The sequence below is a fragment of the Nostoc sp. genome (assembly GCF_036917155.1).
GTDB lineage: Bacteria > Cyanobacteriota > Cyanobacteriia > Cyanobacteriales > Nostocaceae > Nostoc.
The window spans coordinates 1-20338 of record NZ_JBALDZ010000238.1 but is presented as its reverse complement, the minus strand read 5'-3'; the positions used below and the strand labels follow the sequence as shown (position 1 = coordinate 20338).

Below are 20338 nucleotides of genomic sequence, written 5' to 3'. Positions count from 1 at the left end.
GGCAGAGAGTAGGGGGTAGGGGGCAGAAGGGAAGAGAAATTTAATCGACGCGTTGCATAAATGCGGGATGAATCGGCGCTTGAAACCATTGATAATTCATTCCGGATTAGGCGAAATTATCCCATGATTCAGCAACGCCTTAGTTAAATTTATCTTTCTCAACATAGTTTTGTTTTATTGTGTCAACTTACTTATATGTGCAAAATATTAGTGATTGAAGATGAAGTTTCACTGCGCGAAGAGATTCTTGACATTTTAGGAGCTGAAGGCTTTGAGGTCGTGGAAGCCGAAGACGGTCAAACTGGAATCTGTTTGGCTCAGTCCCAGCATCCCCAACTGATTCTGTGCGATGTGATGATGTCAGGTGCAGATGGCTACGAGGTGCTATCGACATTAAGGCAGAGTCTAGATACTGCATTAGTCCCCTTTATTTTTTTGAGTGCTAAAAGCACCCGTGAAAATATTCGTCAGGGTATGAACCTAGGTGCAGACGATTATTTGACAAAACCCTTTAGTGTCGATGAATTATTAGCAGCGATCGCCGCCCGACTCGCCAAGCAGAAAACAGCATCACAGGCGCAGCATAACTCTGCACTCTGGGATTCGTTGACCCACTTACCCAACAAACCGTACTTAATCCAGCAACTCAATCGGTTAATTCAACAGACACCCACAAATACAACCTCTCAGTATGCCGTGCTATTTGTGGGCTTAGATAGCTTTAAGGAAATCAACGATGCATTTGGGCAACTGATGAGCGATCGCTTGCTGCAAACTGTAGCCACTCAACTGCGGCAAATCCTTGCGCCTGAGCAGTTCCTCGCCTATTTTGGCGGTGACGAATTTATTATTATTCTGGAAAACATCTCGGATCTATCGACAGCAACCCAGCTAGCCGAGCAACTTCATCAACGGAGTCTGAAACAGGCATTCGATTTAGGCGGCTGTGAAGTATTCAGCAGCATAAGTATCGGAATTACACATAGCCAGTTTTGCTATAGCAACGCCATCGATCTGCTCGCCGATGCTTCCCTAACAATGCATCATGCCAGAACAGCAAGTAAGAATGGATATACTGTGTTCGATCCCGCAATGCGAGTTAATCTTTCTGAGCAGTTCCAGTTAGAAACAGACTTGAGACGAGCGATTCTCGAAATCACATATTCTAATAAACAGCAAGAATTTTGCTTACATTATCAACCCATTGTTCATTTGTTTACAAATCAGTTAATCGGTTTTGAAGCATTGATTCGCTGGAATCATCCCGAACGAGGAATGATTCCACCGATTCAGTTTATTTTGATCGCGGAAGCAAAGGGGCTAATTGACGAGTTAGGCTGGTGGATTCTCCAAGAAGCCTGTAATCAACTGCGAAGCTGGCAACAGCAGTTTCCTCAATACTCTGACTTGATCGTGAACGTTAATATCAGCGCGCTGCAATTGAATCAAATTGACTTTAGTCAGCAGCTGGCAGAAATATTGCATCACTATGATTTGTCTGGTGAGTACTTAAAACTAGAAGTAACTGAAAGTTATCTCTTAGAAATGACAGAGGATAAAAATAACATCCTCCAATCGCTGAAATCGTTGCAAATTAAGTTATGTATTGATGACTTCGGCACAGGTTACTCCTGCTTGAGCCGTTTGCATCAGTTTCCAATTGATACGCTGAAAGTCGATCGCTCTTTTATTAGCCAGATTGATGCAGATGGGCAAAATGCCGTGATTAAAGCTATTATTGCTCTGGCTGACAGCCTGGATATTAACATCGTGGCAGAAGGAATAGAAACCTCAGTTCAACTGGAAAAATTAAAAGAATTGAACTGTAAGTTGGGACAGGGTTACTTATTCTCTAAACCGTTGCCCAGCCAAGCAGCCACTCAACTGCTCGCCGATGAGATCTTTGAACCCACATTCCGCAGATGTGACTCACATTATTGATATTTTTGAAAAAAGCCAGCCAGAAAAATTTTATCTAGTTAGGGCTTGCTGAAAAATAAAGAAAAGATGACAGTATCTAAGTTATTAGACTCTAGAAGTATATTCAGGTGCAAGACAAAGAGGTAAAAGGTAAGAGTATAAAAGCAGATGGTACATCTAAGCGGTTTGGGGGAGTTTATCCACTTTCAGGTTTGGAGATTCGCTCTCTCCGTCAGTTGCAACGAGATTATCCTGCTAGTCCCTATATTTTCCAGTCGTCTCGACTTGGCCCGTTGGCACATGATACGATCGCTGGCATTGTTGAGCGGGCTGGTGAATTAGCTGGTTTGCCTTTCCCTATTCATGCTCATATGCTGCGGCATGGAACAGGTTATTATCTAGCGAATCGAGGTATTGATACCCGAACAATTCAGAGTTATTTGGGGCATAAAAATATTCAGCATACTGTTCGTTACACCGAACTTGCATCTACCAAGTTTCAAGGTCTTTGGCATGATTAATGTTTAAACCCCTTGGTTAATTCTTGCCCATCTCCCCCGAAAAAAATCGCTCTCGCAACAATGGAAGAACGTCGAGATTGTAGTACGTGGGGATAGTGCCTACTGCCGGGACGATATCAAAGTAACAAAAGTATGAGCTTGAACTGATAATTGGTGCTTTTGATACCAAGCATAAGCGTTGTCTGCTACTACCTGCCCTGCTGATAAATTCATCCTGTGCTGATACTTGTTCCCCAGCCAGTAGTGTTTCCCTGCTTGCAGACTATCTACGTCTTGTACTTGATCCCATGTACATATAGGTAATAATCTGTGAGCGCAGTAAGCAGCAAAAATTCCTGATTTGGTCAGTAATCCAGTAGGGTAATTCAAAAAACCTGTTACTGAATTTGATAGTAAACTGCTGATATCAGGAGCAGATTTAATTCCCAAACAGACGATAGGAATATCATTTACTGGTTCAATTTTAAAATCTAAAGCAGAACCAATATCTAAAATTTCCTCAATTTCTAACTCCAAACAAGTCCGTTGCAATGCCAATCGCGAGTTTTGATATACACGAGAACGCGGTCCGCAGCTGCCGAGTACTACTAAACGTTTAGGACGTTCTAATAAAGAGGTGAGATGCTCTGGTTCACCTATATTAGAAAAAACTGGCAAAGTCGGAATTGTAGAGTGTTTTCCTTGACCTAATTTACTGATAATTTCAGCATATATTTGATTGTTGGTAAGACAGTGATCGCTCAAGCGAACCAGACGCGCAGCTAAATTTCTTTGCAGTGGTGATGTCCAAAACTGACTTGTCCAAATTGAACCAAAAGCATACATTTCATGAAACATCGTTACCAAATGTCGAGAATTAGTAGCTTTTCGCCAACGTTCCAAGCCTTCCACTAACCAAACTGGACAGCCTCGTTTTGCATAACCATAGCCTACATAATGCAAAAGAACAGTAGTTATTGGGTGCTGTTCATTGGTTAATAATTTTAAAAGAGCTGTACTAGAGCATTCCGCCACTTGATGAACTGCAAACCCCTCCACAAAAGCTTCACCAGACCAATTAGGATCTCCAATTACAAAGCTGGTCATCCAGCCAAAATCTTGACGCAGTTGCTTTGCTATATTTAACCCATAGTCTCCTACTCCATCAATAGCAGGCATTAGACGGGGAACAATTGCAATGATGGGAGCAATAGGTTGCATTAGAAAATATTTATTGACAGTGGTCAATATTTTATACTGTGATTTGCAATACTGGTGTTAGTATAATTAAAAATATCTTAACAATTCAAAATTTAGCCGGGAAATTTGAGGGTGACAGTACAACCGCTCACTTTCCGCCAAATTCAAAATTTAAGACAGTTTCAAAGGGTGATTTAGCAGAAATTCCAGCCAGTTACTTAGGCAGGTTTCCCAACTTGGGATAACTGGCGTTGAGCGGCGGCTCCAACCACTCAGAACTTTCAAAAACACCTGACAAAAACTGAATGTAGTCGAGTCACCAGAACTCTGAGCTAAATGTTCATGTTGCGGGTCTTAACCCCCTTAATTTCCGATCAATTTTCTTACGGTTCAGCAAAATGTTGACAAAAGTGCTATCTCCAGAATACTTTGGATAACCATACAAAATAATGCAGATGAAATTTGTCAGTTAGACTTCAACCCTATTATTGAAATTGCCGCAGTGAGTGATGATGAAAAGCCAATATACAAACGTAAATTTGATGTATGCCTCATCCACGAAAACTTCTTTCTATTAGTCACTCCTATGTGGTAAAACTGAACCGCCGACTTGTCAATGAAATAGCCTTTTTGGGAAAAGGAGAATGGGAAGTCACTGCGGTTGCTCCTTCGTTTATACATGGAGATTTACGATCAATACATTTGGAGGCTGATCCTAACGAAATCTGTCACCTAGAAGCAGTACCAGTTTATTTCAGCAAGCCTGCTCACATTTTGACTTATGGTTGCCGACTTAAGGTGATTATGGAGCAAAGCTGGGATTTGGTGCATTGTTGGGAAGAGCCTTATATTTTTTCTGGTGGACAGATTGCTTGGTGGACAGAGAGAAAAATTCCACTGGTTTTTTCTAGCTTTCAAAATAAATCTAAGCGATATCCACCTCCATTTAATTGGATTGAGCAGTATGCCATGAATCGAGCAACAGGATGGATTACTGGTGGGCAGACCGTCGTAGAAACTTTAAAACCTCGAAAAGGATATTCACTCCCTATGCGACTTATTCCCCTCGGTGTAGATGTTAACCATTTCTACCCATCAGTTGATTCCAAGCACCAGATTCGTCGATTTCTTGCTTGGGAAGAGAAAGGGACACCTGTTATCGGTTTTCTGGGGCGCTTTGTTCCTGAAAAAGGATTAGATTTACTCATGCAAGTTATAGATAGTTTACAAACTCCTTGGCGAGCTTTGTTTGTCGGTAATGGAGCAATGGAATCATCACTACGAACGTGGGCAAAGCATTATCCTGAACAGGTGCGAATTTGCACAGATGTAAAACATAGTGAAGTTCCCCAATACCTCAATGCTATGGATATACTTGTCGCTCCTAGTCAAACCATCTCTAACTGGCGAGAACAATTTGGGCGAATGCTCATTGAGGCATTTGCCTGTGGTGTTCCTGTAATTGGCAGTGATAGCGGCGAAATTCCTTATGTTATTCAAGATGCTGGTTTAGTAGTTGGTGAAAAGGATGAGTTGGGTTGGGTTGCAGCTATTTCTGAATTACTTAACAGCCCATCAGGTCGTCAAGAACTGGCTACTAAAGGTTTAGAGCGAGTACACACATTGTACGCTTGGACATCTGTTGCCAAACAGCATTTAGAATTTTTTACCGAACTTTTGAATAAATAAAAACAAGGATTTATGAAACTAGCTTTACGTAATTCCATTGCTTATATTTTACGCTCTTTACCTTACTTTAAAGGCAAGTATAGGTTAAGTAAAGTACTTATACCTTTAATGACAAATTATCAATCTGATGAAGAGTGTTTTGTAAAAATTAAAATGCAGCAAGGTAGTATAATGTGTCTTGACTTGCGTAGTCTTTTAGAGCAAAAAGTCTTTTTTTCAGGGGAATATGATGGTGGCATTATTCAGATACTATCTAGACTTTTCCATCCAGGAGTAGTAATTTTTGATGTTGGTGCAAATATTGGACTTTACTCCATATCTTTAGGAGAAAAACTCAAAAAAAAAGCCATTAAATCTCAAATATGGGCTTTTGAACCAGTTGCATCTAATTTTAACCGTCTAGCTAACTTAGTTGAAATCAACCAATTAACGAATATCATTTATCCAGTCAATACTGCCCTTGGAAACCAAGAGGGAGAAATACAACTTTGTATGGTAGATGAACAGAATAATTCATCAACTGGCAATGCTTTTTTATTAAAAAAAGATCTAGTTAATAAAGAGAAGCCTACTTGTTCATCACCTATCACTAAGTTAGATAACTTTGTTGAAAAAAATAATATTTCAAAATGCGACATTATCAAAGTAGATATTGAAGGTGCTGAAATGGATTTTCTATTAGGAGGATTGAATTTTATTAAGAAAACTCGCCCAATAATTTATGGTGAGTTTAATCCATATTGGGTACAGCATTTTGGATATTCTTTTGTAGAGATAGCAGAGTTAGTAATTCCTTGGGAATATAAGTTGTACCAACAAGTAGGGCGTAAACATTTTATTGAAATTAAGGAAGTAAAAGCGGGGATTTCAGACGTACTAATGGTTCCCAAGGAGAAATTGCCTGACCTACTAGTAAAATTAAATACACTTCAATAGTTTAAATATGTCTACCTACACATTAATAATATAAGTTAGACATTTAAAAAATATGTTTAAAAAATATAGTTTTTTATCTAGCTTAACAATTACAATACAAAATAGATAAGATGGCTCAAATACAACTCGCAGTTATTTGCGATTACCTTGAAGAAAAATGGCAGAGCATGGATCTCTGTGCTCAGATGCTACTCCAAGAACTGCAAGCTGAACATCTTGCATCTATTCAAGCTATAGAAGTTTGTCCAACATTTAACTGGCGTTGTAAACAAATTCCTCGACTCGGTAAAAAGCATTTTGCCTACAATACCGATCGCCTGATTAACCGATTTTGGGACTATCCCCATTATCTCAACCAACGGTTAACAGATTTTGATTTATTTCACATTGCTGACCATAGCTATGCTCATTTAGTTCATGTCTTGCCTCCAGACCGCACAGGTGTATACTGTCACGATATTGATGCCTTTCGTTCTTTGGTAGAGCCAGAGCAAGAACCTCGGTCTAGGTGGTATAAAGCAATGTCTCTCAGAATTCTGCGCGGTTTACAATCATGCGCTGTTGTATTTTATTCCACAACAGAAGTCAAAAAACAAATTGAGCATTATCAACTGGTAAAACCATCGCGTCTAGTGTACGCGCCCTATGGTATTGCCCCAGAATTTGGTATTGTTCTTGAGAACGAAACTAATAATGACCAACAAATATTAGGAAAAATAGGTGAAGTCCCTTTTTTACTACATGTCGGTAGTTGCATTCCCCGCAAGCGTATTGACATTCTTTTAGAAGTGTTCGCACAGATACAAGCTATTTATCCAAAATTGCAACTTGTCAAAGTCGGTGGTGAGTGGACACAAAGCCAACAGCAACAAATTGCTCAGTTGAATATCGGCAATTCAATAATTCATCTACAGGGTTTACAGCGTCCAATTATAGCAGCCCTTTATCGACGAGCATCAGCAGTGTTATTAACAAGTGAAGCAGAAGGCTTTGGATTACCTGTTATTGAAGCCTTAGCCTGCGGGGCCATCGCGATTATCAGCGATATTCCTGTACTCCGTGAGGTGGGTGGAGAAGCGGCGGTATACTGCCCAACTGCGGATGTGTCAGCTTGGGTAAAGAAGTTAGAACAGCTATTGCTAAACCCAACTAGCGCCCCTGTGATTAATCTTCGCCTGAGTCAGGCGAAGAAATATTCTTGGTCTGCTCATGCCCAAATTATTGCTGAATCTTATACAAAATTAGCCAGTGATTAAAACTATATGAAAATAGTATTTGTTAACCCGGTAGGGGTAATTGGCGGTGCAGAGAGAGTTTTGCTGACTATCTTAGCTGCACTCTTGATTGCACAGCCAAATATGCAACTACACTTAATAATAGGCACGGATGGGCCATTAAGAGAGCAAGCTAAAAAATTAGGCGTACAGGTAACATTACTGGAAATACCAGAAGAATTTAATCAACTGGGTGACAGTGCCTTTAAAGGTAATAGTAAAGCGATCGCAATATTTATCTTATTAGCACAAATAGTCAAAATTTTGCCCAGCATAGGGAAATATCTAAGGGAATTTAATCAATTGCTGTATGAACTCAACCCAGACTTAATTCACTCCAACGGTATTAAGACCCATTTACTAACTGCATTAGTTGGAGTTAAAGGTATACCTATTGTTTGGCACATTCATGATTTCTACGGCTCACGACCATTAATAGCACAAGCTTTAAAATTGATGAATAATCGCGCCACGTTTGGAATTGCTGTTTCCCAAGCTGTAGCACAAGATGCTAGAACTACACTACCTGGTTTGCCGATAGAAGTAATTTACAATGCCATAGATATAGATTACTTTTCTCCTGCTCCTCAATCTTCCCATCTTCCTCTGCGAGTGGGACTAGTAGCTACTTTTGCTCGTTGGAAAGGTCATGACATTTTTCTAGAGGCAGCATCTCACATAGTGAAAGCGCATCCCAACTTAAACCTTCATTTCTGGATTGTGGGTGAACCCATTTATAAAACTCGCGGTTCCCAATTTTCACAGCAAGAGTTAAAAAACAAAGCCTCATATCTTGGGATTGCGAGCAAAGTTTCTTTTCTTAGTTTTCAGCAGGAAATAGCAGAGATTTACCGTTGGTTAGACATTGTAGTTCATGCCAGCACCCAACCAGAACCATTTGGACTAGCAATAGTAGAAGCTATGGCTTGTGGCAGACCAGTGATAGTATCTAAAGCAGGTGGCGCAGCCGAGCTATTTACTCATAACTATGATGCTATTGCTGTACCACCAGGAGAACCTATTGCTCTAGCAGCAGCTATCCTAGATTTGCATGACAACCCTGAAAAACGCAAAGTCATATCAGAAAAGGCTAGGGGTACAGTGACAGAAAATTTCAATCACGAACGTTTAAGTCGCCAAATTATGGCAGTTTATAACAAATTTAATTACAAATAAAGACATTCTTTTTTGCGTTTCTCTCTTGGAAAGTTTGAGTGAAGGAAACTTGACCGAACTCAATGGAAGGGGCGGAATATATTTATGGAATTATGGTCTGATTTCCCTAGCTATCTAATTGGTGTTGTTTGCAGGTAAACTGAAAAACACCTACCAGCAGGCATTCCTCCGTGATAGTAAAGTTACCTAGCCACCGCCCACAAAGACATTTCCCGGATGCCAAACGAATAATTGTAAAATGTGAGCTAAATTCGTGTATACATTGCGACACTACATTAGTTAGCCTTCCATCTTGGCACATGCGTAAAACCATTCAAACTCTAAGCGGGGCAGTGTTTGTGGCAGGCAAGGGGAAAGAATGTGCCAACGCTGAATGTGAATATTTTGGTCAACACTACTTAGCCTATGGGGTACTAAAATATAGTTTGCCTCAAAGCACTTACGGATTAGATGTACTGGCATTTATCGGTTGGCAACATGAACATGAGCATCAACAGTTGGTAGAAATTCAACGTTCATTAAACGAGCGTGGTGTTGAAATTAATGAGAGTAATGTCGGTAAGTTATATCGTCAATTTCTGGCACTATTGGGTGGAACGATGGCACATACCCAGGAGAAATTAGCTGCTACAGCAGTTGAACATGGTGGCTTGATTTGGGCAATAGATGCCTTACAGCCAGAGGGTCTTTATGGGATAAATACGGGGCTAACTTATTGCACTGCTATGATATCCCAGGCTTGCCGCCAGATAACTTGAAAATGGAAGCGATGTTCAGCCATTTGCGTTGTCATCAACGGCGAATCAGTGGCCGCAAGTCAACTACCGCATTGCGCTATTTTGGTCAATATCAAGTTTTATTCGTAGCCGAAAGCGAAAAACACTTACTTGAGCAAATTCAGGAAGTTCCCATAGCTGAGTACAAAACTCAACGTCTTAGATTAGCAATGGCAGAAGCTCCTCGCCAACGCAAACATCGCCTTCACCATGACCCAATTAGCGCAATACAAGTTCTGGTCAATCAACATACCAAACTTCTTTCTGTGCTTGATTCTCAACCTCTTAAATACCAATTAGATAGTTAGGGCGCTATAGTTAATAATCCCTGGATGCTGGATAAGAGTTAGTTCTTTTTACTTGAGAGGAACTGACCTTTTAGCGATCATAGAAACCCTCCAAGTAGAGATTCGCGATCGCGCCGTATTTCGACGTAGATTATACTGTTTTGTAACTGCGTAGTTATTTATGCTTTTTGACTTAGTAAAGGAATTTCAATACAAAATTCTGTGCCTTGCCTCGGCTCAGAGACAAAAGAGAGAGTCCCACCATGTTTCTCCTCAATAATTTGCCGACTTATAGATAAACCCAACCCTGTGCCCTTCCCTACAGGTTTGGTAGTAAACATTGGTTCAGATAACCGTTGTTTGACTTCTTCTGTCATACCGATGCCATTATCGGCAATTTTAATTACTACAACTGAGCTTTGTTGATGTAGAGCAGTACGAATCGTGATTTGTCCTTTATTTTCTACCGATAACAAATGAATGTTACTTGCTGCAATTTTGGGAAAATTTGCAATAGAATTGCTCCTAGTCACAAATGACTCCTCTATAGCATCTATTGCATTAGCAAAGAGATTCATGAAAACTTGATTCAGTGGGCCTGGAAAACATTCTACAGGTGGCAAAGTTCCATAATCTTTAATAATCTGAATTTCGGAACGTTCTGAGTTTGCTTTTAAGCGATATTGTAAAATCAATAGCGTGCTATCAATACCTTCATGAATATCTATAGGTTGTACTACTGAATCATCTCGACGTGAAAAATGCCTAAGAGAATGAATCATCTGTGCTAGGCGCTTTGTTCCTTTGTACATAGACGACATAATTTGCGGAGAATCTTGCATTAAAAAAACAATATCAATTTCATCTATTTTTTGCTGAATTTCTCCTTCAGGATTTGGATAATATTGTTGATAAAGTTTAAACAAATCAATAAAATTTTGGGTGTATTCTGAGGCGTGATTAAGATTTCCTAAAATGAAGTTGACTGGATTGTTAATTTCATGAGCAATTCCAGCAACCAACTCACCAAGGGTAGACATCTTTTCTTGTTGTACCAGACGAACCTGAGCTTGCTGAAAATTATCAAGTGCTTGAGATAGTTCAAAAGTACGTTCTTCTACCCTTTGCTCTAACTCCTGAGTCAGCTTTTTTAACTTGGTTTCGACTGCAAGACGGTCGGCTATTTCTTGTTGAAGTTGCTGATTATGAATTTGGAGTTGCTTAGTTAGATTACGGATTTGTAGATGTGTCTTGATACGAGCCAGTACTTCTTCATGCTCAAACGGTTTAGTAATGTAATCTACTGCTCCCAAACTCAAACCCTTTACTTTATCGACAGTTTCAGAAAGAGCTGTCATGAAAATTATGGGAATATCACAGGTTGCAGGATTTAACTTTAAACGCTGGCAGGCTGTAAATCCGTCAATTCCAGGCATCATTACATCTAAAAGTATGATATCAGGACAAGCGTATTCAGCTTGAGCGATCGCTCCTTCACCATTCACAGCAATCAATATCTCCCAACCTGTATCCATTAATGTTTCAGATAGTACTTCCAAATTATTGGGATTATCATCCACAATCAAAATTACCCCTGTCTCCATAACAGGTATATTCATTGTTGTTCTCCTCGATATGGTTGGATAAATTCCCTAATTTTTTCAATTTGAAAGCTTTTAGCAAGTTGCTCTAATTGTTCGGCAAATAGTATAAACTTCTCATCCAAAACTTTCAATTTTTGGGCTTGCTCTCGAATGCCTTTGATATTACCTCTCATCGCCAATTCAAATAGTTTCTCGATTTCTTCAGGTGGTGGAGAAATTAAGCAAGTGTCTGATACCAAATCAGCAGAAGTAACTTTTAGATTTTGGTTTTCCTTGATTCCTTCTTGACTCTGGGGAACATCATAAATCCATTCAACTTGTAAATGTTTTTGTAACTTCTGAAACAATTCATCTGCTTGTACAGGTTTAGGCAGAAAATCGTTACCACCTACTTCTAAACTCTCATGCTGGTCAGATTCAAATACACTCGCAGATGAAACAATTATTGGTAAATTCTCAAATGGCAACACACGCAACTGACGAATCATTTCTAAGCCATTCATGACTGGCATCGACAAGTCAGTGATAATTAAATCAGGTTTCAACTCAACTGCTTTATCTAAGCCGTCTTGACCATTAGTTGCCTCCGTTATTTCAAAACCGATATCACTTAATAAATTGACAATAATAGAACGGTTTTCCCCATTATCATCTACGAGCAAAATTTTCCGCTTATTGCCAGTAATGCCAACAATTACGCTTTCAGGAGTTACAACAGAACTATTTTGGTTATGGATAGTGCTTAGTGTCCCATTTCCAGATTTTTCTGGTACAGTTTCATAAACCCATTCAATTTGTAAATATTTTTCTAACTTCTGAATTAAATCATCAGCATGTACAGGTTTAGGTAGAAAATCATCTGCACCAACTCCTAAACTTTTGTGTTGGTCAGATTCAAACACGCTAGCAGATGAAACTATGATGGTCAACTCCTGAAACTCATCTTGCTGGCGGAGGCGACGTGTTAATTCAAAACCATCCATGACAGGCATTGTTAAGTCTGTTATGATTAAGTCCGGCAAAAATTGCATAGCTTTATCTAAACCTTCCTGACCGTCACTTGCCTCTATAATTTCAAATCCAATCTCCTCTAATAGATTGATAACAACAGAACGGTTTTCCCACTTATCATCCACAATTAGGATTTTCCTCTTTCCAGTAGCAATTCCGATAATTTTGCCAGCAGGCAGCACTCTACCTGATTGCATCCAATCCACTGATTCTTGTAAATTCAAGTCAATCCAAAAAGTGCTGCCCTGACCTATTTCACTTTTTACTTGGATTGTACTATCCATTAATTGCACAATTCGCTGACTAATAGCTAAACCTAACCCAGTACCTTCTGATTGCTTTTTAACTTCTCCGACTTGCTCAAATGGCAAGAATATTTTCTCAGCCTGTTCTTGACTCATACCGATTCCCGTATCGATGATTTGAAATCGAATTCTATGAATTGGTTTTTGGTTACTTTCATCTATTAAGAATTGGTCTACAAAGCTAATAGTAAATTTCACTCCTCCTTTTTCGGTAAATTTAATGGCATTACCTAGTAGATTAATTAAGACTTGTCGCAATCGTTTTTCATCTGCCCAAATGCCAATAGGTAGTTCTGAAGTTGGTTGGTAAATGAATGAAATGCCTTTTTGGTCAGCACGAATCCGACAAATTTCTACTACACTCTGGAGAAACGCTGGAAAATGAAAGTCACTTTTGTAAAGTTCCATTCTCTGGGCTTCTATTTTGGATAAATCTAGAATGTCGTTAATTAATGTTAATAGGTGTGAACCACATTGGTGAATAATTCTTAAGCCATCTTGCTGTTTATCAGCTAAAGTTTTATCTCGTTGGAGAATTTGAGCATAACCTAGAATACCGTTAAGAGGAGTTCTTAACTCATGGCTCATGTTAGCTAAGAATTCACTTTTAGCACGATTTGCTGTATCGGCAAGTTCTTTTTTTAACTCTAGGGAGCGATAGGACTCAGCTAGAGTTCCTGCCATTCGGTTAAAAGCTTCTGCGAGTTCTTGAATTTCGTCTTCGGTTTGAATATTCAGGCGGTATTCTAAATTTCCATCTCCAATTTTTGCTGCTCCCTGTTGTAGCTTTTGAATCGAGCGGATTACTGGTAAGAGGATTAGCAATAACTGACCGACAAAAACTAGCAGAATGGACAACAGCAGAATTTGTCTGGCAAGTTGAGTAGTCTGTTTAAAGTTATTAAATTCTTGCTTTGCGAAGCTATCTTGTTGCTGAAGCTTTTGAGTTAATAATTTTAAGTAGAGTTCAATATCGCGAGAAAAAGCGTTGATTACTCGAAAATCCTGTTGGGATTCAGCTAATTCTAAGGGCTTATCTGTGTTAGATTGATTGGTTAATTCGATTATTAGATTAGCAAGCAAGCTATGGCGATCGCTAATCTTGACTAACTCTGAATTTAGCTCTGGCTTTAAATTTTTTAACTCAGCCAGATTTTTAGTGAATCCAGATAGAGCTTCCTGGTATTTCACCAGATTGGAAGCATCGCGTCTGAGCAAGATCATGTCTTTCAGCGCGGCTACTTCGTTATTCAAAGAGACGTTTATTTGCAGAATAGTCGTCAAAGCCTGAGTAGTTTTTGCCTGGGTATCCTGTGATTTTTGTTCTGCTTGCCTGATGAAGAGGTCGCCTCCAATTTGGGTAGAGGCAACCAGTCCCAGAACGATCACAGACGATCCAATACATTTGGTCGTTATCCGCATATCTTGGTTAGCCTCATTTGCTGGAAACTCGTTTTTGCAACTCTCTAACGATGTCGTAATCTCCGTCTTGCACCAAAGTGTAGCCAACTCCAATACCGCCTGTAGGGTCTACAAGACCTGCTGGAGCGTCAATCAATGCCTTTTTCAAGTTATCTTTCAACTCGACGGAGACTTTACTAGATGCAACAAGAGGTACGCTAGGAAGCGGAACAGATTCCCAGATAATTGTGTATTTTTTGGGGTCAATCTTCTTTTCATTGACTTGATCGGTATAAGAGCGACGATCGTCTGCGATCGCATCTACTTCCCCCTTGACTAAAGCTTGTTTTGCTTTATCATGGCTGCCAGCGAAGATTACCGAGCTAAAGTCTCGTTCAGGATTAATACCTATCTCCTGAAAATGAACTGTTGGTACGACATATCCAGATGTCGATAACTTGGTGACAAAAGCAAATCGCTTACCCTTCAAATCCTTAAGGGTTTTGATCCCACTTTCCTTGTTGGCAATAATTACAGCTGTGTACCAAGGTCGCTTTGTTTCTTTATTAATCTGAGCAACCAATGGCTCAACCTTCGGATCGCGGCGATGAGCTTCGATGTAACTGGTGGGTGCAAGGTAGGCAATGTCTACCTTTTTTTTAACCAATAAATCAATTGCTGTTTCGTAATCTTTGGTAATTTCAAATTTAAAGGGTCGTTTTAGTGCTTTAGACAAATAGTCAGACAAAGGTTGGAGTCTCTTTTCTTGTTCGGCTGAAACCTGCCAGGGAATCACCGCCATTGTAATGGTTGCTTGTTCTTCTCCAGTGGTCGTGCTAGCAGGCGACTGAACAGTGTTTGGCTGAGTTGCAGATGAACTTTCACGAGTTGGAGTACAGGCCATGCCAAATATGGCGATCGCTAATACTGAGGTAAAAAAAGCAGTCTTTCTACCAAGAATATTGGTTACAACTTTACAAAAAAGTTGCTGGTGCATGGTTTTTATCCTTTTGGAGCCTGTTCTCTTCAGAGAGGTTTCACATTTATTAATCCCAAAATGATGTACATTCTCTCAACTTGATAAGTAAATAGCCATTATGAACTGTATATACCAGAACACATGAAAGAGGGATTAGGAATTATAGACTAGTATTTTTACTCAGTGCTGGCTAAACATTCCACAGCATTCAGTACCCAAATTAAATTAGCGATCGCTCAGTGTTTTTCACACTACTGGCAAATGGAGAAGCGTTATGCGATTCTGCCGGAAAATCATCTTAATTCCTTTCCTCTAAAGGCATTAATTATTGTTACCATCTCAAAGCAAGCGTAAAGTCAAGATTGCTGAATTTTGCTTCAATTAAATTGAGATTGCCTACCTAATAGGAATTACTTCTGTTAAGTCAATACAATGTATATTACAATACAATTCTTAAAAAGATCAGCCAATTTGAAACCCTGATTACAAAAACCAGCATGACTGAAACCACAGTTCGCAAACAGTACAACCAATTAGCTGCCGTTTACGATCTACGCTGGAGAAATTATATAGTTAACACACTGTCTTTCCTTAAAACTTGGGTAGAAATATCACCAACAGATACTGTACTTGATATTGCGTGTGGTACTGGTGAGTTTGAACGTTTACTACTAGCTGAGTATTCATCGCAACAAATTGTCGGTATAGATATTTCAGAGGAAATGCTGGCAATCGCTAAACTCAAATGTAGTTCTTATCCTCAAGTCTCATTTCAGATGGCAAGTGCATCAAGGTTGCCATTTGACAGCAATAGTTTTGATGTGATTGTGTCTGCTAATTCGTTTCATTACTTTGATGAGCCACTTGCTGTATTAAAAGAGATGAGACGTGTTTTGAAGCCTGATGGTAAAGTAGTTATTTTAGATTGGTGTAAAGATTATTTAATTTGTAAAATATTTGATTTAGTACTTAAGATTTTTGATCCGGCTCATAAGCAGTGTTATACCCAAAATGAATTTCACCGCTTTCTTCAAGATGAAAATTTTGTGGTCTGTCGTGCAACCAAAATTCGCTTTGGTGTTGTGTGGGGATTAATGATAGCTACAGCAAAACTCAAAACTTAAACAAAATTTTTACAAAAAAATTACCATAAAAATTGGCATTTTGTCCCTAAAATGATTAGTAAATATGATTCAACTTGATGATCTAAGTATGACTTATAAAGGCGGAGTAATAGGGATTAAACCTATTTCTCTGAGCTTTATAAAAGGGCAATTTACTGTTATTTTGGGAGCATCTGGTTCTGGTAAATCAACTTTACTGCGTTGTCTTAACTATCTTAATCGCCCCACAACTGGTACTGTGATAGTTGAAGGATTGGGAAATCTACATAACCGTAAGGTGTTGTATGAACATCGTAAGCGCACAGGAATGATTTTTCAGCAGCATCAACTTATTAGTCGGCAAACGGCTCTTGGAAACGTATTAGTGGGTCGTTTAGCTTACCATTCAACACTCCGAAGTTTCTTTCCTTTGCCCAAAGCAGATCAGTATATTGCTTTAGAATGTTTAGATCGGGTTGGACTTTTGCATAAAGCTTTAACACGAGTGGATGCTCTTAGCGGAGGTCAACAGCAACGGGTTGGTATCGCACGCGCCTTAGCACAAAAACCACAATTGATTTTGGCCGATGAGCCTGTTGCTAGTCTCGATCCCACTAGCGCTCACAAAATCCTCTCATTTCTGCGCCAGACTTGTCAAGAAGATGGAATTTCCGCAATCCTCAGTCTGCACCAGATCGATCTCGCAAGAATTTACGCGGATAGAATTATTGGATTATCTCAGGGAACGGTTGTCTTAGATGGTAAGCCAGCAGATATCAGTGCCTACGAATTAAAGCAACTTTATAGTGACAAAAATAGTCCTTATGATGAAGGCTTTCAGGAAACTATTAATTCCTAATGGCTAAATTTACTGTACTGTTTTTATATTAATTTAGGATAACCTCAATGACTGTTTTACTAAACAAGCGATCACTTATCTCAATGACATTAATCATGGCTACCTTAATCGGTTGTCAAAGTCCTAGCAACCAATCTGCAAATGAGCAATCAGGTTCTGGCAATAGTCCAGCAGTCGCATCAGAGTCGGCTGACCCTCAAACCTTGAAAGTGGCTTTATTACCTGATGAATCCCCTTCCACTGTAATCAAAAATAATGAAGGATTTAAAAAGTATCTTGAGACAAAGCTACAAAAACATATTGAACTTGTCGTTACAACTGATTACTCCTCGATGATTGAGGCAGCAAGTAACAAGCGTGTTGATTTAGCTTATTTTGGGCCACTGTCTTACGTTTTGGCGAAAACAAAAAGTGATATTGAGCCATTTGCAGCTTTAAAGAAAAACGGTAAAACTACTTATCAGTCTGTAATCGTTGCTAACACAGCTAGCGGTGTAAAGTCACTGGCAGAAGTCAAGGGTAAAACGGTAGCCTTTGGAGACCAAGCGTCTACTTCCAGTCATTTGATTCCTAAATCAATGCTGGCAAATAGCGGATTGCAACCCGGCGGAAAAGACTATCAAGAGGCGTTCACAGGTTCACATGATGCTGTAGCATTGGCAGTTCAAAATGGTAATGCTCAAGTTGGTGGCTTGAGTAAACCCATTTTTGAATCCTTAATTGAACGCAAAGTAATTGATTCTAGTAAAGTTAAGGTGATTGCAGAGTCTAAAGAGTATCCTGAATATCCCTGGACAATGCGTTCTGATTTAGCACCGCTACTAAAAGAAAAAATTCGTGCAACCTTTTTTGCATTGAAAGATAAAGAGGTTCTTAAACCCTTCAAAGCTGATGGTTTTGGAGTGGCGAAAGATAAAGATTATGATAGCATCAGAGACTTAGCAAAAATACTTAATCTTGATATCGCCAAGTTGCAAAAGTAATTTATAAGAAGAATTCAGAACTCAGGAATCAGAATTCAGTCTGAATTCTGTTTTTACTTAGTACTTTGCTATAAATAGTTTTCTTGATTAAAACTCTATCCCTTTATGAGTAGAGTATTCTGAATTCTGAATTCTGACTCCTGACCTCCTGATATTTTGAATTTGGAGCGAAGCGACGTGACACTTCCTAATCCTAAACCAGCTTTTGATCGGCTACTGAAACAACAACGGCGGCAATGGTATAGAACGATAGTAACCTGGGCGATCGCACTTTTGACTATAGCTATATGTTGCTTTCTGGTTGGACTTTGGGACGAGAAACGCCTTTCGGATGGGATTCCTAGTATCTTAAACTTGCTGCATCAAATGCTGCCTCCAGATTTTAGTGATGCCCGAAACTGGGTCAAACCTTTATTTGATACGCTAGCTATGAGTGTTGCAGGCACAGCGATCGCTATTGTTTTCTCGATGCCTCTATCCTTATTAGCAGCTCGCAATACAACTCCCCATCCTTTGTTATTTCAAGTTTCACGGCTGATTCTCAACAGCTTGCGCTCTGTGCCAGAGCTAATTATGGGCATTATCTTTGTGGCAGCCGTTGGCTTTGGGGCATTACCCGGAACCTTGGCGGTGGGATTTCACTCCATTGGCATGGTCGGCAAATTCTTTGCAGAATATATCGAACTGGTCAACGAAGCACCGCTAGAAGCAGCAAGAGCTGCTGGAGCCAACAAGGTGCAAGTGATCTATCACGGAATTTTGCCGCAGGTATTACCACAAATGATGGATCTAACCCTTTATCGATGGGAATATAATTTTCGTGCCTCAACGGTTATGGGAGCAGTAGGGGCTGGTGGTATAGGGTTTGAGCTAATTGGCGCACTTCGCCTGATCAATTATCGGGAAGTTTCAGCAGTGTTGCTAGTAATTTTGCTTATGGTAATTCTGGTTGATGGTTTTAGTAGTTATCTTAGAAAACGTTTAGTTTAGTACAGCACGGCTAAATAAACCACCCATTCCAAATCAACAAAAGGCTTATGCTGTATTCATTTTTAATTTTTAAATTTTAATTCCGCCTTGCGGTACTAGGAGGTTGCTGATGAAACCCAAAGTTGTTATTACCCACTGGGTTCACCCGGAAATTATTACAAACTTAAGTGAGTATTGCTCAGTCGTTGCAAATCCAACTAGAGAGACTTTACCGCGTGAAGAAATTCTCAAGTTGGCGCAGGACGCTGAAGCTTTGATGGTTTTTATGCCAGATCGAATCGATGAGGCGTTTCTGAAAGCTTGTCCAAAATTAAAGATTATTGCCGGAGCATTGAAGGGTTACGATAACTTTGATGTTGATGCTTGCACTCGTCAAGGTGTTTGGTTCACCATCGTGCCTAGCTTATTAGCTGTGCCAACAGCTGAGTTGACCATTGGATTGATTATCGGGTTAGCCCGCCAGATGTTACGAGGCGATCGCTTGATTCGTCAAGGCACGTTTGCAGGTTGGCGACCCCATCTATACGGCATGGGATTAGCAAACCGGACACTGGGAATCGTTGGTATGGGAAGTCTGGGACAAGCTCTGGCTCAACGGCTTTCTAGTTTTGAAATGAACTTGATTTACACCGATGCGATACCTTTACCCAAGGAAAAAGCAGCAGCTTGGTGCTTGTCACAGGTTTCTCTAGATACGCTATTGGCAACCAGTGATTTTGTTGTGCTGATGGTTCCTCTGCAACCAGAAACATTTCATTTGATCAATGAAAAATCTTTAGCACGTATGAAACCAGGGAGTTTTTTAATCAATCCCTGTCGCGGCTCAGTAGTTGATGAACAAGCGGTGAGTGATGCTTTAGCCTCTGGACATTTAGCAGGTTATGCAGCTGATGTCTTTGAACTAGAAGATTGGGCCCGTAGAGATCGCCCATCGAAAATTCCTCCATCTTTGTTACATAAACAAGACCAAACCTTTTTTACTCCCCATTTAGGATCGGCAGTGGATGATTTACGATATGACATAGCTATAGAAGCATCTCAAAATATTTTACAAGCCTTACAAGGTGATTGTCCTCAAGGAGCAATCAATTGTCCAAGTTAGAATTAGTAACTTGGAGAATCCTTAAGCAATAAAGACTGCAATGTTCCAGACTGTTTTGATGTTCCAGACAGCGATGAAAACGACCCATCTTCCGCACTTCAAAACGTATTACAAATAAGACAAAAATAGTTACTAAGAATGTTCATGTAATTCAGTATTAATACCGACAATTATTGGCTGGACGATGCTTATAGCGATCGCTATATTTGGTTATCTTAGGATGTTACAAAGTGAAGCACAGAA

The 20338-nt window shown here is 39.7% G+C and carries 18 protein-coding genes; 14 read left to right on the top strand and 4 right to left on the bottom strand.

The window, feature by feature from the left end:
- The first annotated feature begins 195 nt into the window (after positions 1-195).
- Positions 196-1941 carry an EAL domain-containing response regulator gene (locus V7K67_RS32090; RefSeq protein ID WP_334732346.1) on the top strand — a complete coding sequence of 582 codons (1746 nt, stop codon included), beginning with the start codon at positions 196-198 and terminating at the stop codon, positions 1939-1941.
- A gap of 107 nt (positions 1942-2048) precedes the next feature.
- Entirely contained in the window at positions 2049-2441 is a 393-nt protein-coding gene (locus V7K67_RS32085) for a tyrosine-type recombinase/integrase (RefSeq protein ID WP_334732345.1), read from the top strand.
- A gap of 99 nt (positions 2442-2540) precedes the next feature.
- Here V7K67_RS32085 and V7K67_RS32080 read toward each other — a convergent pair whose 3' ends face one another.
- Complete coding sequence (locus tag V7K67_RS32080) at positions 2541-3641, bottom strand: glycosyltransferase family 1 protein (protein ID WP_334732344.1); 1101 nt, start codon at positions 3639-3641, stop codon at positions 2541-2543.
- A 525-nt stretch (positions 3642-4166) separates the two neighbouring features.
- On the opposite strand from V7K67_RS32080, the gene V7K67_RS32075 reads away from it, so the two are divergent.
- From V7K67_RS32075 to V7K67_RS32050, 6 genes are all read left to right on the top strand, one after another.
- On the top strand, positions 4167-5309 hold the full coding sequence (locus tag V7K67_RS32075; protein ID WP_334732343.1) for a glycosyltransferase family 4 protein: 1143 nt from the start codon (positions 4167-4169) through the stop codon (positions 5307-5309).
- Between the two features lie 12 nt (positions 5310-5321).
- On the top strand, positions 5322-6245 hold the full coding sequence (locus V7K67_RS32070; RefSeq protein WP_334732342.1) for an FkbM family methyltransferase: 924 nt from the start codon (positions 5322-5324) through the stop codon (positions 6243-6245).
- Between the two features lie 167 nt (positions 6246-6412).
- Positions 6413-7501 carry a glycosyltransferase gene (locus tag V7K67_RS32065; protein ID WP_335170038.1) on the top strand — a complete coding sequence of 363 codons (1089 nt, stop codon included), beginning with the start codon at positions 6413-6415 and terminating at the stop codon, positions 7499-7501.
- 6 nt (positions 7502-7507) lie between these two features.
- Positions 7508-8695 (top strand): glycosyltransferase family 4 protein, encoded by a 1188-nt coding sequence (locus V7K67_RS32060; protein WP_334732340.1) that lies wholly within the window; start codon positions 7508-7510, stop codon positions 8693-8695.
- A gap of 338 nt (positions 8696-9033) precedes the next feature.
- Positions 9034-9453, top strand: a complete 420-nt coding sequence (locus V7K67_RS32055; RefSeq protein WP_334732339.1) for a hypothetical protein — start codon at positions 9034-9036, stop codon at positions 9451-9453.
- A 2-nt stretch (positions 9454-9455) separates the two neighbouring features.
- Positions 9456-9779 carry a hypothetical protein gene (locus V7K67_RS32050; protein ID WP_335170036.1) on the top strand — a complete coding sequence of 108 codons (324 nt, stop codon included), beginning with the start codon at positions 9456-9458 and terminating at the stop codon, positions 9777-9779.
- A 158-nt stretch (positions 9780-9937) separates the two neighbouring features.
- Here the strand turns inward: V7K67_RS32050 and V7K67_RS32045 are convergent, their stop codons facing one another.
- The 3 genes from V7K67_RS32045 to V7K67_RS32035 are packed head-to-tail and all read right to left on the bottom strand — an operon-like array spanning position 9938 to position 15076.
- Positions 9938-11377: a hybrid sensor histidine kinase/response regulator gene (locus V7K67_RS32045; RefSeq protein WP_335170034.1), complete on the bottom strand. Its 1440-nt coding sequence runs from the start codon at positions 11375-11377 to the stop codon at positions 9938-9940.
- Positions 11374-14100 (bottom strand): response regulator, encoded by a 2727-nt coding sequence (locus V7K67_RS32040; RefSeq protein WP_335170032.1) that lies wholly within the window; start codon positions 14098-14100, stop codon positions 11374-11376. Before V7K67_RS32040 ends, V7K67_RS32045 begins: the two co-directional genes overlap by 4 nt.
- Before the next feature lie 13 nt (positions 14101-14113).
- Entirely contained in the window at positions 14114-15076 is a 963-nt protein-coding gene (locus V7K67_RS32035; protein WP_335170030.1) for a phosphate/phosphite/phosphonate ABC transporter substrate-binding protein, read from the bottom strand.
- A 165-nt stretch (positions 15077-15241) separates the two neighbouring features.
- Between V7K67_RS32035 and V7K67_RS32030 the strand changes: the two genes are divergently transcribed.
- The 6 genes from V7K67_RS32030 to V7K67_RS32005 all read left to right on the top strand — a co-directional run bounded on the left by V7K67_RS32030 (position 15242) and on the right by V7K67_RS32005 (position 20095).
- Positions 15242-15412, top strand: a complete 171-nt coding sequence (locus V7K67_RS32030; RefSeq protein ID WP_265276613.1) for a hypothetical protein — start codon at positions 15242-15244, stop codon at positions 15410-15412.
- Between the two features lie 143 nt (positions 15413-15555).
- Positions 15556-16182: a class I SAM-dependent methyltransferase gene (locus V7K67_RS32025; RefSeq protein ID WP_335170028.1), complete on the top strand. Its 627-nt coding sequence runs from the start codon at positions 15556-15558 to the stop codon at positions 16180-16182.
- A 64-nt stretch (positions 16183-16246) separates the two neighbouring features.
- Entirely contained in the window at positions 16247-17020 is a 774-nt protein-coding gene (gene phnC, locus V7K67_RS32020) for a phosphonate ABC transporter ATP-binding protein (RefSeq protein WP_334733237.1), read from the top strand.
- Positions 17021-17067: 47 nt separating this feature from the next.
- A complete protein-coding gene (gene phnD / locus V7K67_RS32015) occupies positions 17068-18003 on the top strand; it encodes a phosphate/phosphite/phosphonate ABC transporter substrate-binding protein (RefSeq protein ID WP_334733236.1) in 936 nt (311 codons plus the stop codon).
- Positions 18004-18180: 177 nt separating this feature from the next.
- Positions 18181-18993: a phosphonate ABC transporter, permease protein PhnE gene (phnE, locus tag V7K67_RS32010; RefSeq protein ID WP_334733235.1), complete on the top strand. Its 813-nt coding sequence runs from the start codon at positions 18181-18183 to the stop codon at positions 18991-18993.
- A 109-nt stretch (positions 18994-19102) separates the two neighbouring features.
- Positions 19103-20095 (top strand): phosphonate dehydrogenase, encoded by a 993-nt coding sequence (locus V7K67_RS32005; protein WP_334733234.1) that lies wholly within the window; start codon positions 19103-19105, stop codon positions 20093-20095.
- The last annotated feature ends 243 nt before the right edge of the window (positions 20096-20338 follow it).